This window comes from Streptomyces sp. C (assembly GCF_000158895.1).
In the GTDB taxonomy this organism is placed as follows: domain Bacteria; phylum Actinomycetota; class Actinomycetes; order Streptomycetales; family Streptomycetaceae; genus Streptomyces; species Streptomyces racemochromogenes.
This window is the reverse complement of sequence record NZ_GG657750.1, coordinates 4,738,302-4,752,902: the sequence shown is the minus strand read 5'-3', so window position 1 is coordinate 4,752,902 and position 14,601 is coordinate 4,738,302. Positions and strand designations below refer to the sequence as shown.

Below are 14,601 nucleotides of genomic sequence, written 5' to 3'. Positions count from 1 at the left end.
GGCCGCCCCGCCGGGGCCGCCGTACGGGCCCCGGCCGAGGCCCCCGCGGGACGCCGTCGAGGCCTTCGACGCCCTCTACGACCACGCCGCGGCCGCGCTCGTCCGCCAGGCCTACCTGCTCACCGGCCGCCGCTCCCTCGCCCTGCGCTCCGTGGAGGTGGCGTTCCGTCAGGCCTGGGGCCGGTGGCCCGAGGTGGCCACCGACCGGGACCCCGTCGGCTGGGTGCGCTCGGCCGTGCACGAGTACGCCCTCTCCCCCTGGCACCGGTTCCGCCGGGCCCACCGCCGCCCCGACAAGCCCCCGGCCGACACCGCCGACCGGATCCTGCTGGAGGCCCTCCTCGCGCTGCCGCCCGTACACCGCCGGACGGTGCTGCTCTACGACGGCGTCGGCCTCGACCTGCCCGACACCGCCGCCGAGACGGAGGCCAGCACCCCGGCCACCGGGCACCGCCTGCTGCGCGCTCACGCCGAACTCGCCCGCCGGATCCCCCCGCTGGCGGGGGTGACGCCCGAGCGGCGGTCGGGAATGCTGCGCGAGCGGCTCGGCGCGGTGCGGCCCGCCGTGTCCCTGGAGCCTCGCCCCGCGGCCACCGTCCGCGCCGTCAGCGAGCACCGGGCGCGGCGGCTGGCGCGGGCCGCGCTCGTCCTGACCGCGGTCATCGCCGCCTCGACGGGGTACACCGCCGTCACCGCCCCGGACCACTACGAGCCGCCGATCGCCCCCGGCGCGAGCGTCTCCGGGGTCCCGCCGCTGAGCGGCCCCCCGAGGCTCACCGAGACGAGCCGGTACCTCCAGGACAAGCTCCGCGCCGACCCGGCCGCCGGCCCCCACCGCCTCCACCCCCGGCTCGAATGACGAAAGGGCGTGGCCCGCACCCCGAAGGGTGCGGGCCACCCTTTACAAAAGTCTTGCCGGGGGCTTTACTTGGCGCCTTCGAGGATCTCGCGCGGCCAGCTGTGGCCCGTCTTCGGTCCGGCGTCTTTGCCCGACCTTTGACGCCGGGGGCCCTCCCGGGGCCCTCCTTTTTTTGGCCCTGTGCGGGGGCCAAAAGAACCCGGAAAACAAATGGCCCCCCCCCGGGGCCCCATTGGTCTTGGCCCCTCGGGGGGGGGGGTGAAGCCCCGCCAACGTACCCAAACAACCGGGTTTTGGTGAACTTTTCTTTCGCCGAATGAAAGTCGGCGGCAGCGTTTCCTCGGGGGTCCGCCGCCCGATTTCTCCGCCGGAATCATTGACCGATTGAGCTTCGGGTCTTCCGGGGGTCGGGCCCTTCGAAGGGCCCTCCAAGGGGCCGCTCAAATTGTGCGGTGGGTGGCCCAGATTGACCCGGGGTCTCGCCCCCCCGAATGCCCGAACGGCCGAGAAGGGTGAAAAGGCCCGAATTGCTCCGCGACAGCCTCCGTAAACAATTCATTCTCTTGGTTAAGGGTACAACGCGGTGGCCGGAGAACTGTGGGAACCACGGAGCACCCGAATTCTTTGGCCCGGGGTCTTTTGGGTTGGATGTCGCCCGGGGAACGGGATGATGCCGGCGTTGGACTGGCCGGGGGGGGATCAGACCCGGGCAGTTCGGGCCGATGATGCGGGTCTTGTTGCCCTTGGCGGTCGCGTACGCCCAGAAGGCGGCGGAGTCGTGCACCGCGATGCCCTCGGTGATGACGACGGCCAGCGGGATCTCGGCGTCGATGGCCTCGACGACGGCGGCCTTGGCGAAGGCCGGCGGGACGAAGAGGACGGAGACGTTGGCGCCCGTCTTCTCCATCGCCTCGGCGACGGAGCCGAAGACCGGGACCTCGGTGCCGTCGAAGTCGACGGACGTGCCGGCCTTGCGCGGGTTCACGCCGCCGACGATGTTCGTGCCGTCAGCCAGCATCAGCTTGGTGTGCTTCATGCCCGTGGCACCGGTCATGCCCTGGACGATGACCTTGCTGTCCTTGTTGAGGAAGATAGCCATGTGAGTCTGTGACCTCTGCCCTTACTTCGCAGCCGCGAGCTCGGCGGCCTTGTCGGCCGCACCGTCCATGGTGTCCACGCGCTGCACCAGCGGGTGGTTGGCGTCCGAGAGGATCTTGCGACCCAGCTCGGCGTTGTTGCCGTCGAGGCGGACGACCAGCGGCTTGGTGACCGCCTCGCCCCGGTCCTCGAGCAGCTTCAGCGCCTGGACGATGCCGTTGGCGACCTCGTCACAGGCGGTGATGCCACCGAAGACGTTGACGAACACGGACTTGACGTCCGGGTCGCCGAGGATGATCTCGAGGCCGTTGGCCATGACGGCGGCGGAGGCGCCACCGCCGATGTCGAGGAAGTTGGCGGGCTTGACGCCACCGTGGTTCTCACCGGCGTACGCGACGACGTCCAGGGTGCTCATGACGAGACCCGCGCCGTTGCCGATGATGCCGACCTCGCCGTCGAGCTTGACGTAGTTGAGGCCCTTCTCCTTGGCGGCGGCCTCAAGCGGGTTCGCGGCGGCGTGGTCCACGAACTCCTCGTGGGACGGCTGGCGGAACTCGGCGTTCTCGTCGAGCGAGACCTTGCCGTCGAGCGCGATGACGTCACCGGAGGCGACCTTCGCGAGCGGGTTGACCTCGACGAGGAGCGCGTCCTCGGCGATGAAGGTCTTCCACAGGGTCACGAGGACCTCGGCGACCTTCTCGGCGACCTCGGCCGGGAACTTCGCCAGCTCGACGATCTCGCGGGCCTTCTCGATGGTCACGCCCTCGTTGGCGTTCACCGGGACCTTGGCGAGCTTCTCCGGGGTCTCCTCGGCGACCTGCTCGATGTCCATGCCGCCGGCGACGGAGGCCATGGCCAGGAAGGTGCGGTTGGTGCGGTCCAGGAGGTAGGAGACGTAGTACTCCTCCAGGATCTCCGGCGCGGTCTCGGCGATCATCACCTTGTGGACCGTGTGGCCCTTGATGTCCATGCCGAGGATGTCCGTCGCGCGGGCGACGGCCTCGTCCGGGGTGGCGGCGAGCTTCACGCCACCGGCCTTGCCGCGGCCGCCGACCTTCACCTGGGCCTTGACGACCGACTTGCCGCCCAGCTTCTCGGTGGCCTCGCGAGCCGCCTCAGGCGTGTCGATGACTTCACCGGCCAGCACCGGTACACCGTGCTTGGCGAAGAGGTCCCTCGCCTGGTACTCGAACAGGTCCACGCGCGTCCGTCCCTTGTCTTCAAAGATTCGCAGTGATTCGCGGTTTGTCTGCTATCTGCGTGGGCGTGCCGCGGAGGGCAACGTGACGGCGCTGTCACTAGGAAGGCGCACACGGTGACCGTGGACGCGGCATGTCCGTCTCGCAGGTTATCCCCGTGGGCCGTGGGTCCCTAAATCGCAGATCACACCTGAGCGGTGATACCTGTCACAGATCGCCTCACGGTTGAACTGCTTCTTCGTGCGATCCGCCGATGGCGTGACCGTCAGGTGACCGGGAGGGGGCGCTTCTCCAGCGCGGCCGCCATCACCTCCGGGAACAGGTCGGGGGTGCAGGCGAAGGCCGGGGCACCCAGGGCCGCCAGGGCCGCGGCGTGCTCTCGGTCGTAGGCGGGAGCGCCCTCGTCGGACAGGGCCAGCAGGGTCACGAACTCCACCCCGGCCGCCTTCATCGCCGCCACCCGCCCCAGCATCTCGTCGCGGATCCCGCCCTCGTAGAGATCGCTGATCAGGACGACGACCGTGTCGGCCGGTCGGGTGATCTTGGACTGGCAGTAGGCGAGGGCGCGGTTGATGTCGGTGCCGCCGCCCAGCTGGGTGCCGAAGAGGACGTCCACCGGGTCGTCGAGCTGGTCGGTCAGGTCGACCACGGCCGTGTCGAAGACGACCAGACGGGTGGCGATCGACCGCATGGAGGCGAGGACCGCCCCGAAGACGGAGGCGTAGACGACCGAGGCCGCCATCGACCCCGACTGGTCGATGCAGAGGACCACCTCCTTCTTCACCGCCCGCGAGGCCCGGCCGTAGCCGACGAGCCGCTCGGGGACGACGGTCCGGTGCTCCGGGAGGTAGTTCTTCAGGTTCGCCCGGATGGTCCGGTCCCAGTCGATGTCGTGGTGGCGGGGGCGGCTGACCCGCGCGGAACGGTCCAGCGCGCCCGTCAGGGTGGCCCGGGTGCGGGCCGCGAGCCGCTGCTCCAGCTGCTCGACCACCTTGCGGACCACGGCCCGCGCCGTCTCCCTGGTGGTGTCGGGCATGGCCTTGTTCAGCGACAGCAGGGTGCCGACGAGGTGGACGTCCGGCTCGACGGCCTCCAGCATCTCCGGTTCCAGCAGCAGCGTGGACAGGCCGAGCCGCTCGATGGCGTCCCGCTGCATGACCTGGACCACCGGGCTGGGGAAGTACGTACGGATGTCCCCGAGCCAGCGCGCGACGCGCGGGGCGGAGCCCCCGAGCCCGGCGGACCGCTCCCCCTGTGGCCGGCCGCCGCCGTAGAGCGCCCCGAGCGCCCCGTCCATCGCCGCGTCCCGCCCGCCGAGGGCGCGGCCCGTCCCGTCGTCCTCCGCGCCGAGCACCAGCCGCCACCGCCGCAGCCGTTCGTCTCCGGCGGTTCCCGTGCCGCTCTCCGTCATCTCCCGATCCCCTCTCGTTCCGCGTGTACCGCCGCGTGCACCGCCGCACCCAGGAGCAGCCGGGCCAGGTCCGCCACCGCGTCCGCGCGGCCCGGGTCCAGGTCCGGGGCGAAGCCGGCCGGGGCGGTGGTGGACGCCGTGCGGGCACCCGGGACGCGCCGGGCCAGCTCGCCCAGGGTCCGTCTCACGCCCGGCTCGTACGCCCCGAACGTGCGCCGCAGCAGCGGCAGTACGTCGATGAAGGCGCCCTCCGGCACCGACACCAGCCAGGCGTCGATCAGCCCCAGCAGGCGTTCGTCGTGGACCAGCAGCGTCCCGCCGCCGGCACCCCCGGCGAACCCCTCGATCCAGCCCGCCGCGTCGGCCGGGGAGGCCGCCGGGGACAGGGCGAGCCCCATCAGCCGGGCCGTCTCACCCGCCGGGAGCCGGCCGTCGTCCAGCAGCAGCCGAGCGGCCCGCCCGCGTATCGGCCCGGGTACGGTCTCCCGTCCGGCCAGCGTCCGCAGCACCGCCGACCAGCGGTCCCTCAGCCCCGGGTCCGTGTCGGCCAGCAGGCCGACCGCCCCGTGCACCCCGTCGAGGTGGCCGCGCAGCTCCGCCGCCCCGTCGGCGTCGAGCCCGGCCGCGCAGGCCGGCGGCAGGGCCACGCAGATCCGCTCCGCGAGTCCGGCCGCGACCGTGCCGAGCGCCGCCGCGTCCGTGCCCCGTACGTCCCCGTACCGCAGCGCGCGGGCCAGCGCGGGCAGCGCCTTGGCCAGCCGGGCCACGTCCGTGTCCAGCGCGGCCCGGTCGGCGAGCGCCCGCAGCACGGCCGGCAGGGCCTGCGACAGCCCGGCCAGCAGGCACCGCTCGGCCAGCGCGGTGACCTCCCCCAGCTCCCCGGCGGCCGCCGCGTCGGCCTCCGCCTTGGCGGTGGCGGCCCCCGGCACGGTGGTGCCCCAGATGCCGGCCTCGGCGACCCGCACCGACAGCTCCGGCTCCCAGCACAGCCGCCAGGTCTCCCGGAAGGTGCCCGTACCGCTCCGGGAGGCCGTCGGGGTGCCCCAGTCGATGCCGAGCAGCCGCAGCCGGTGCAGCAGCAGGGACTTGGCCGCGTCGGACTCCTTGCGCAGGTCGAGCTCAAGGTCGCGCCGCCGCGCCTCGGCCTTGAGTCGCAGCGTGCGCTGCCGGCGGGTCAGGTCCCGCTGGAGCGGTACGACGGGCGCCGCGTCCGGGACCTCGCCGAGCACGTCCCCGACGACGAGCCGGTCCTCGACCAGCGCGAGCGGTACGTCGGAGCCGTCGCACATCACGGCCCGGACCGCTTCCAGGGTCTCCGTGAGGCCGGGCAGCGGGCGGCCGCGCAGGGCGGCCAGCGTCTGCGCCAGCCGGACCGCCTCGATCACATGGGCCGAGGACACCTGCCGGTCCTCCTCCCTCAGCAGCCCGGCGACCTTGGTCAGCCAGCGCTCGACGGGCCGGTCGCGGGCCGCGAACAGGTGCGCGTACCAGCCGGGCGAGGTGACGCCCGCGCCGTATCCGCCGGCCCGGGCGAGCCTGCGGTGGCTCCACGGCACCCAGGTGGTCTCCACCTTGACCTTGGGCAGCCCGGTGAGCAGTGCCCTGTCCGCCGCCACCGTGGTCCCGGCCCGCAGCGCCGGGACGTGCCAGGCCCCGCACACCACGGCGTAGTCGTCCCCGAACTCCCTGCGGGCCGCCCGCATCCGCTGCCGCATGTGCGCCTCGCGGACGAGGTCGCGGCCGTCGCCGCCGTCGCCGTAGGTCTCGCGCAGGGCGCCCATGGCCTCCGCCAGGGCCTCGAAGACGGCCAGCGGGTCACGCGCCTCCCCCGTGCCCCGGTGCTCCACGACGTCCTCCCACCAGTGCTCGGGGTCCTCGTACCCGGCGGTCTCCGCGAGCACGGCGAGCGGGTCGACCGCGACCGGGCCGGCGGCGCGCTCCCCGGGCTGCCGGGCGGCCAGGGTGTGGGCGGCGGGCAGGTCGATGAAGCGCACCGGCACGTCCCGGGCCTGGGCCCAGCGGATGGCGACCCACTCCGGGGAGAAGGCGGCCAGCGGCCAGAACGCGGCCCGGGCGGGATCGTCCGCGGCGTGCGCGAGGAGGGCTACGGGCGGGCGCATCCCGGGCTCGGCGGCCAGCGGCAGCAGTGCGTCCGCCTCGGGCGGTTTTTTTTTTGGCGGCACGGCCCTTCGGCTGCGCCCGGTCCAGGGCGGGCCCGGACCGCGCGGGCTGAGCCGGGCCCGTGGTGGCGGACGCCCAGCAGCAGCGGTCCGGCGGCCGCCGGGCTCATGCCGTCACCTCCCGGCAGGCGCGGTAGAAGTCCTTCCAGCCGTCCCGCTCGCGGACGACCGCTTCCAGGTACTCCTGCCAGACGACGCGGTCGGCGGCCGGGTCGCGGACGACGGCCCCGAGGATCCCGGCGGCCACGTCGGAGGGGCGCAGGACGCCGTCGCCGAAGTGCGCGGCGAGGGCCAGTCCGCCGGTGACGACGGAGATGGCCTCGGCGGTGGACAGGGTGCCGCTGGGCGTCTTGACCTTGGTGCGGCCGTCGTCGGTGACGCCCTCGCGGAGCTCCCGGAAGACGGTGACGACCCGGCGGATCTCCTCCAGTCCCTCGGGCGCGGCGGGCAGGTCCAGGGCGCGGCCCATCTGGTCGACGCGGCGGGCGACGATGTCGACCTCGGCGTCGGCGGTGGCGGGCAGCGGGAGGACGACGGTGTTGAAGCGGCGGCGCAGCGCGCTGGAGAGCTCGTTGACCCCGCGGTCGCGGTCGTTGGCGGTGGCGATGAGGTTGAAGCCGCGGACTGCCTGCACCTCCTCGCCGAGCTCCGGTACGGGCAGGGTCTTCTCGGACAGGACGGTGATGAGCGTGTCCTGGACGTCGGCGGGGATGCGGGTGAGTTCCTCGACGCGGGCGGTCATGCCCTCGGCCATGGCCCGCATGACGGGGCTGGGGACGAGGGCTTCGCGGCTCGGGCCGTGGGCGAGGAGGCGGGCGTAGTTCCAGCCGTAGCGGATGGCTTCCTCGGGGGTGCCGGCGGTGCCCTGGACGAGGAGGGTGGAGTCCCCGCTGACGGCGGCGGCGAGGTGCTCGGACACCCAGGTCTTGGCGGTGCCGGGGACGCCGAGCAGGAGGAGGGCGCGGTCGGTGGCGAGGGTGGTGACGGCGACCTCGACGATCCGGCGCGGTCCGACGTACTTGGGTGTGATGACGGTGCCGTCGGCGAGGGTGCCGCCCTGGAGGTAGGTGGCCACGGCCCACGGGGAGAGCTTCCAGCGGGCCGGGCGGGGCCGGTCGTCCTGGGCGGCGAGGGCTTTCAGTTCGTGCGCGTAGGCGTCCTCGGCGTGCGGTCGCAGTGCCTCGGTGCCGGTGCTGTTCCCGGGCGTGGTCATGGTCCCCCTCCAAATGCTCGGCAGCCGCTCCCGACTGCTGGAACCACCGTGCACCATGCCACTGACAACAGCCCTTGTTCCGGGCGTCGTTGCAGGTCAGGGCGATTGTCAGTGGCGGTCTCTACGGTGGTTCACATGACTGAGCAGGGGGTCCGCTGGACGGCGGAACAGGTACTGGCTCTGGCTCCTGACGATGCGTCGCGCAAGGCGGGGGGCAGGCTGGGCGGGGCGGGTCCGTGGTCACAGACCGGAGGTTCCGCTTCCGGTGCGGTGTGGGGTTCGTGCAAGGGCAGCGGCAGTACGCCGTACCGGACGGTCGTCGATCTGACGGGGCCCGCGTACAAGTGCTCCTGCCCCAGCCGGAAGTTCCCGTGCAAGCACGCGCTGGGTCTGCTGCTGCTCTGGGCGGCGGAGGGGTTCGGCGATCCGGCCGAGCCGCCGGACTGGGCGGGGGAATGGCTCGCGGGGCGTGCCGCGAAGGCGGCGCGTCCGGCGGCCGGCCCGGTGGACGCGGAGGCGGCCCGCAAGCGGGCGGAGCGGCGGGCCGAGCGGATCGGCGCGGGCGTCACCGAGCTGGAGCAGCGGCTGGAGGACCTGCTGCGCGGCGGCATAGCCGGGCAGCAGCAGGCCGGCTACGCCCCCTGGGAGGAGGTCGCGGCCCGGATGGTCGACGCCCAGGCGCCCGGACTGGCCGCGCGGGCAAGGGAGTTGGGGGCAATACCCGGTTGCGGCCCCGGCTGGCCCGCGCGGATGCTTGAGGAGTTCGCGCTGCTGCACCTGCTGGGCAGGGCATGGCTGGGGGTGTCCGGGCTGCCGGATCCGCTGGCCGCGACCGTCCGGAGCCGGGTGGGGCTGCCGTCTCCGGCGGAGGGGGAGACCGTCCGGGACCGCTGGCTCGTACTGGCCCAGTACGACTCGGTGTCGCCGGACGGCCGGCTCAACCACCCGCCGGATATGGCTGCGCGGGCTGGACCCACAGACGCCCGGCGCTGGTCCTGGACTTCGGTCCGCCCGGACGGCCGCCGGGGCTGGCACTGCCCGTCGGGCTGGTGCTGGAGGCGGAGGCCCGCTTCCGGCCCGGGTCGGCGGGGCTGCGGGCGGAGCTGGGGGACCGTACCGCGGCCGCGGTGCCGGCCCCCGCCGCTCCGCCCGGGGTGAGCACCGGCGAGGCCCTGGAGGCCTACGGGGCCGCGCTGCGGGAGGACCCGTGGCTGGAGTCCTGGCCGGTGGTCCTCGGGCCCGTGGTGCCGGTGCCGGGCGACGGGGCGGAGGCGGCCTGGCAGCTGGCGGACGCGCAGGGGACGTCCGCACTGCCGGTGTCGCTGCCGCAGGGCCGTTCGCGGTCCGGGCTGTGGCGGCTGGCCGCCCTCTCGGGCGGCGGGCCCGTCACGGTCTTCGGGGAGTGCGGCCACCGTGGCTTCACCCCGCTGACGGCCTGGCAGCCCGACTCGCCCGAGCCGGTGCCACTGGTCTGACGGGGCGGGCGGGGCGGGCCGGACGACCAATCGAAAACGCAGGGGGCCTGGGGGGATCCATGCCGTCTCGCAGACCGACATGGAGGACGCGCGGGCGCGGGGGCGCCGGCGCGGACACGAGGAGCCGGGGGGCTTTCATGAACGACAACCACGCCAGCTGAACACGATCGTACGGCCGTCCGGTGCCGCGGCCCCGCAGAGGGGACGGGGCCGCGGCACCGGGCCGGCACGACGCACAACGCACAACGCACAGCGCACAGCGCGCGGCGCACGACCGGCCGCGCGACCAACGGGGACCGGAGAGGGAGGGGGTCCGATGGGCCAGGGTGACGAGGGGACCGGCCGGGACCGGGACTGGGAGGAGCTGGTCACCGCCGCACTGCTGGGCACCGAGCGGCGGGGCGGCTCGCCGCGGGCGCTGCTCGACGCGGCGGCCGTGCAGACGCTGCGCCGCCGCGCCGGGCTGCGGCCCGCCGGGGCGGCCGCGCGGCCCCGGCCCGCGGCGCCCGATCCGCGCCCGGCGCCCCCGGAGGCCGCCGGGCAGCGGCTCGCGCAGCTGCTGGCCGGCCGGACCGCGGCGGGCAGCGGCGGCGGACGGCGCGGGGCCGCCCCGGACCTGACGGAGCTGCTGCCGCAGTGGCTGGCCGCCGCCGCGCGGCACGGGTACCGGGCGCCGTCGGCGCTGGTCCCGGCGCTGCTGGACGCCGCCCGGGCGCGGACCGACCTGCGCCCGCAGGCACTGGCGCTGGCCGGGGCGCGGGGGCTGTGGCTGGCCCGGCTGAACCCGGAGTGGCGGTTCGCCCTGCGCGGCGCGGCCGGGGGTGGCGGGGAACTGCCCGACCCGGCCGACGGGGAGGCGGTGGCCCGGCTCTGGGAGGAGGGGCTGTTCGCGGAGCGGGTCGCCCTGCTCGCCGCCGTCCGGGCGCACGACCCGGCGGCGGCGACCCGGCTGCTGGCGACGACCTGGGCGACGGAGCGGGCCGAGGACCGGCTGATGTTCCTCGACTCCCTGAGGTCCGTGCTGTCCGACGGGGACGAACCGTTCCTGGAGGCGGCGCTGGGCGACCGCAGCCGCAACGTCCGGGCGACCGCCGCCGAACTGCTGTCGGCGCTGCCGGCCTCGGCGTTGGCCGGGCGGATGGCGGAGCGGGCGCTGGCCTGCGTCGGACCGGAGGCGGTGGTGCCCCCGGCGGAGTGCGACGCGGGCATGCTGCGCGACGGGGTGGTCAAGCGGCCTCCGGCCGGGCGCGGGGAGCGGGCCTGGTGGCTCGGCCAGCTGGTGGAGTCGGCCCCGCTGTCCTGCTGGCGGGACCGCTTCGGCGGCCTGTCCCCGGCGGAGATCGTGGCGCTGCCGGTGGCCGAGGGCTGGGCGGAGGAGATCCACGCGGCCTGGTGCCGGGCGGCGGTGCGCCAGCGCGACCCGATCTGGTCGAAGGCCCTGCTGGGCCCGGCGTCCGCGCCGCCCGCGGCGGGACCGGGCACGGCGTCGCTCGCCGAGCGGGCGAAGCTGCTGGAGACGCTGACCGAGCGGGAGCGGGCCGCGTGGGTCGCAGAGTTCGTACGCGCCCACGGGCTGTCGGAGGCCTTCCAGCTGCTCGGCGTCTGCCTGGTGCCCTGGGCGGACGAGCTGGGCCGGGCGGTGGTGGACGCGCTGGACGCGGCGCGCGAGGCGGGCAGTTACCCGTGGAGCTTCAGCGGGGTGATGGGCCTGGCGGAGCGCTGCCTCGACCCCGCGGAGGCGGACCGCCTGGAGGCCCTGACGGCCGCCGCCCAGGACCCGCCGGAGGCGTCACCGGGAGCCGCCGCCTACTGGGCGGAGGCCTTCCAGCGCCTGGTGGCCACCCTGCGCCTGCGCGGGGCGATGCTCGCGGAACTGGCCCCGCCCGCCTGAACGGGCGGCGGGGCCGGCACTCCGGAGGGGCGGGTCAGCCCTGGCGGGGCGGGTCAGCCCTGGCGGACGTGGGCGTTGACCCACTCCACGATGGAGGTGGTGGTGGCGCCGGGGGTGAAGATCTCGGCGACGCCCTTCTCCTTGAGCGGGGCGATGTCGTCCTCGGGGATGATCCCGCCGCCGAAGACCTTGATGTCCTCGGCGTCGCGCTCCTTGAGGAGCTCGATGACGCGGGCGAAGAGCGTGTTGTGCGCCCCGGAGAGGATGGAGAGGCCGATGGCGTCCGCGTCCTCCTGGATGGCGGTGTCCACGATCTGCTCGGGGGTCTGGTGGAGGCCGGTGTAGATGACCTCCATGCCGGCGTCGCGCAGCGCCCGCGCGATCACCTTGGCGCCGCGGTCGTGGCCGTCGAGACCCGGCTTGGCCACCACCACACGGATCGGACCGGTCACACCCATCGCACTGCCTCCCGAGTGAACGAACGTTAAGTACAGCATTGCGCACGGCGCCGTTTCACGGTCAACGGGGAGGGGGAAATCACACGTGGGACGCCGTTGATTCACCACCGCCCCGTCGCCCCGCCACCGCGCCGACAGCCGCACGGCACGGTGGCGGGGCCGCGCCGGCCGCACGGCCCCGTACCCGAATGGTCCAGGGGGAGGCCGTCCATGGGGCTGACGATCGCACCGCTGCCCTTGCCGCGCACGGGCGCCGCCCTGCGGGCGGCGGTCCTGGAGGCGGCGGTCCTCGCCGGGCACCTCCTCCTCTACCCGACCGGGATGCGCGAGGAGCGCCCGCCGGACCTGCCCGCCGCCCGGACGCCCGGACAGCCGCCGCCGGTGCTGCTCCTGCACGGCTTCACCGACAACCGCTCGGTCTTCGTCCTGCTGCGCCGCGCCCTCGGCGCGGGCGGCCGGCGGCGCGTGGAGACGTACAACCACTCCCCCTTCACCCGCGACCTGCGGGTGACGGCCCGCCACCTCGCCCGGCGCGTCGAGGAGCTGTGCGAGCGCAGCGGGCAGGAGCGGGTGGACGTCGTCGGGCACAGCCTGGGCGGACTGGTGGCGCGGTACTACGTCCAGCGGCTCGGCGGCGACGCGCGCGTGCGGACGCTGGTCACCCTGGGGACCCCGCACGGCGGCACCCGGGTCGCGCCCTTCATGGACGCGCACCCCCTGGTCCGCCAGATGCGCCCGGAATCCGAGGTGATGGCCGAGCTGGGCGCGCCCGCGCCCGGCTGCCGGACCCGGTTCGTGGCGTTCTGGAGCGAGTTCGACGCGCTGATGGCGCCCACCGGGACGGCCCGCATCGAGCACCCGGACCTGGACGCGACGAACGTCCAGGTCACCGGCATCGGACACCTGGCCCTCCCGGTCCATCCGACGGTCATCACCGCCGTCCGGCGGACCCTGGACGGCCCGCTCCGGGCGGCGGACGGCGCGCCCCGGCCTGCGGACTCCGCCGCCCGCGCCGGGGGGACCGAGGGCCGGAGCCTGGTCGTCTGACGACCGCGCGTGCGTACAACACGGGTCGACCACCAGTCGAACGAATTTCGAACTCAAGGCCAAGGCTCGGTCTTCAGGCGACCGAAAGACGGCCGAATGCCCGGTTCCGCTGAGGACGAAACACTCTGAAGATTGTCGAGGCGAGTAACCGCCGGGTACAGTCACGCCACTGCTCTCCTCCGGTGAACCTTGAGTTCCCCGGCCACCCAGGCCCCACTGCCGAGGCGAAAGAGAAGTTGGTGAACGACCGCCCGACGTCGGGCCAGTACCCCGATTTCGGGTACGACGGCCTTTCCACCACCACTTTCGCTGGTGACCAGGCATATGCGTCCTATGAAACGCAGGGCCAGGGGTATCAGTTCGTCACGGACTACGCCGCTTCCGGCAGTTACGGAACGTACGACACGTACGGGACGTACCCGGCCGCGGGCGACACCGGCTCGTACGACACCACCGGGTGGTCCGCTCCGGAGAGTTACCTTTCCAGCGTCCCGGCCCAGACCGTCCCCGAGGACACCACGGGCCAGTACGACGCGAGCGCCTGGAACGCCGCGGCGGCCGAGTACCCGTCCGCGCCCTACGGCTACGACTCCGCCGGTGCGGAGCAGACCGGGCACTGGACCCTCCCCGGCTACGGCCAGGAGACCGGCACCTACGACGCCACCGCCTGGAACGGCGGCGCGGCCGAGGCGACCGCGTCCGCCGGCCACGAGGCCACGACCGTCGTCCCCGTGTTCACGGAAGCCGACCCGTACGCGGACGACGAGACCTCCGTCTTCGAGCCGGTACCCGTCGCGGCCGACGAGGAGCCGGACTTCCAGGACGTCCCGGACGTCCAGGACGGCCCCGTGCACGACATGCCCACACAGGCCATGCCCGTCACCCCGTCCGACGCCGCCTCCGCTGTCCTTGCCGCCGGCCCGCGCGCCGGCCGCCGGGCCGCCGGCAAGGGCGGTTCGGGCCGGAACGCCGCGGCCAAGGGCAGCGGCAGCGCCGCCGCCGGCAGCCGCCGCCGCAGCCCGGCTAAACGGTCCGCCCTGCTGACGGTGGCCGTGCCCTCGGCGTGCGTGATGGGCGTCGCGGGCGTCGCCGCCGCCTCCGTCGGCGGACTCACCGGCTCCGACAAGCCGGCCGAGGAGACGACCACGATGGCCGCCCCCGACCCGTCCTCGGTGAAGCCGGTCGAGGCGAACAACAAGCTCGACACGCAGCTGGCGGCGCTCAGCGCCGACGCGGGCGACTTCGCGGACCGCGCGAGCCGCACACAGGAGCGCATCGACCTCAAGCAGCGCCAGGAAGAAGAGAAGAAGAAGCGGGCCGAGGAGGCGGCGGCCAAGGAAGCGGCCCGCCCCAAGTTCGCGGTGCCCGTCGCCCAGCACGGCCTGAGCGCCAGCTTCGGCCAGGCCGGCGGCATGTGGATGTCGGTGCACACCGGCATCGACTTCCCCGTCGGCTACGGCACCCCGGTCATGGCCGCCACCGACGGCACCATGCGCACCCAGTGGAACAGCGCCTACGGCAACATGGCCATCCTGACCTCCCCCGACGGCACCGAGACCTGGTACTGCCACCTCAGCAGCACCAAGATCCGGTCCGGTCAGGTCAAGGCCGGCGACGTCATCGCGTACTCCGGCAACTCCGGCAACTCCACCGGCCCGCACCTCCACTTCGAGGTGCGCCCCGGCGGCGGTTCCGCGATCGACCCCGCCGCCTGGCTGCGCGGCCACGGCCTGGACCCGAACTGAGCCGAGACGGACGACGGCAACGGCC

Annotated in this window: 8 protein-coding genes and 3 pseudogenes; 5 read left to right on the top strand and 6 right to left on the bottom strand. The window is 74.2% G+C overall.

The window, feature by feature from the left end; all coding sequences use genetic code 11:
* Nucleotides 1-859 (top strand): hypothetical protein (locus SSNG_RS21505; protein WP_007265997.1); only part of this gene is annotated, 859 nt, incomplete at its 5' end.
* Nucleotides 860-1,522: 663 nt separating this feature from the next.
* Here SSNG_RS21505 and SSNG_RS40080 read toward each other — a convergent pair.
* The 5 genes and pseudogenes from SSNG_RS40080 to SSNG_RS21480 all read right to left on the bottom strand — a co-directional run.
* Nucleotides 1,523-1,958 (bottom strand): annotated as a pseudogene (locus SSNG_RS40080) (CoA-binding protein); the annotation flags it as partial.
* Between the two features lie 21 nt (nucleotides 1,959-1,979).
* A complete protein-coding gene (sucC, locus tag SSNG_RS21495) occupies nucleotides 1,980-3,158 on the bottom strand; it encodes an ADP-forming succinate--CoA ligase subunit beta (RefSeq protein WP_007265995.1) in 1,179 nt (392 codons plus the stop codon).
* A gap of 263 nt (nucleotides 3,159-3,421) precedes the next feature.
* Complete coding sequence (locus SSNG_RS21490) at nucleotides 3,422-4,567, bottom strand: VWA domain-containing protein (RefSeq protein WP_007265994.1); 1,146 nt, start codon at nucleotides 4,565-4,567, stop codon at nucleotides 3,422-3,424.
* Nucleotides 4,564-6,857, bottom strand: a pseudogene (locus SSNG_RS21485) (DUF5682 family protein). Before SSNG_RS21485 ends, SSNG_RS21490 begins: the two are co-directional and overlap by 4 nt.
* Nucleotides 6,854-7,960: an AAA family ATPase gene (locus SSNG_RS21480; protein ID WP_042801594.1), complete on the bottom strand. Its 1,107-nt coding sequence runs from the start codon at nucleotides 7,958-7,960 to the stop codon at nucleotides 6,854-6,856. Before SSNG_RS21480 ends, SSNG_RS21485 begins: the two are co-directional and overlap by 4 nt.
* A 135-nt stretch (nucleotides 7,961-8,095) precedes the next feature.
* On the opposite strand from SSNG_RS21480, the pseudogene SSNG_RS44895 reads away from it, so the two are divergent.
* Both SSNG_RS44895 and SSNG_RS21470 read left to right on the top strand, forming a co-directional pair.
* Nucleotides 8,096-9,435, top strand: a pseudogene (locus SSNG_RS44895) (SWIM zinc finger family protein).
* A 316-nt stretch (nucleotides 9,436-9,751) separates the two neighbouring features.
* Entirely contained in the window at nucleotides 9,752-11,326 is a 1,575-nt protein-coding gene (locus SSNG_RS21470; protein WP_007265989.1) for a DUF5691 domain-containing protein, read from the top strand.
* A 53-nt stretch (nucleotides 11,327-11,379) separates the two neighbouring features.
* Here the strand turns inward: SSNG_RS21470 and SSNG_RS21465 are convergent, their stop codons facing one another.
* Nucleotides 11,380-11,784, bottom strand: coding sequence for a cobalamin B12-binding domain-containing protein (locus SSNG_RS21465; RefSeq protein ID WP_007265988.1), 405 nt, complete (start codon nucleotides 11,782-11,784; stop codon nucleotides 11,380-11,382).
* A gap of 210 nt (nucleotides 11,785-11,994) precedes the next feature.
* On the opposite strand from SSNG_RS21465, the gene SSNG_RS21460 reads away from it, so the two are divergent.
* Together SSNG_RS21460 and SSNG_RS21455 are read left to right on the top strand one after the other, a co-directional pair.
* Nucleotides 11,995-12,831 carry an alpha/beta fold hydrolase gene (locus tag SSNG_RS21460; RefSeq protein ID WP_050779690.1) on the top strand — a complete coding sequence of 279 codons (837 nt, stop codon included), beginning with the start codon at nucleotides 11,995-11,997 and terminating at the stop codon, nucleotides 12,829-12,831.
* Between the two features lie 239 nt (nucleotides 12,832-13,070).
* Nucleotides 13,071-14,576: a M23 family metallopeptidase gene (locus SSNG_RS21455; RefSeq protein ID WP_042801592.1), complete on the top strand. Its 1,506-nt coding sequence runs from the start codon at nucleotides 13,071-13,073 to the stop codon at nucleotides 14,574-14,576.
* The last annotated feature ends 25 nt before the right edge of the window (nucleotides 14,577-14,601 follow it).

Excerpts from the sequence above, each read along its gene's own strand:
- SSNG_RS21490 (WP_007265994.1), bottom strand. The coding sequence starts at position 4,567 with ATGACGGAGAGCGGCACGGGAACCGCCGGAGACGAACGGCTGCGGCGG.
- SSNG_RS21480 (WP_042801594.1), bottom strand. The coding sequence starts at position 7,960 with ATGACCACGCCCGGGAACAGCACCGGCACCGAGGCACTGCGACCGCAC.
- SSNG_RS21470 (WP_007265989.1), top strand. The coding sequence starts at position 9,752 with ATGGGCCAGGGTGACGAGGGGACCGGCCGGGACCGGGACTGGGAGGAG.
- SSNG_RS21465 (WP_007265988.1), bottom strand. The coding sequence starts at position 11,784 with ATGGGTGTGACCGGTCCGATCCGTGTGGTGGTGGCCAAGCCGGGTCTC.
- SSNG_RS21460 (WP_050779690.1), top strand. The coding sequence starts at position 11,995 with ATGGGGCTGACGATCGCACCGCTGCCCTTGCCGCGCACGGGCGCCGCC.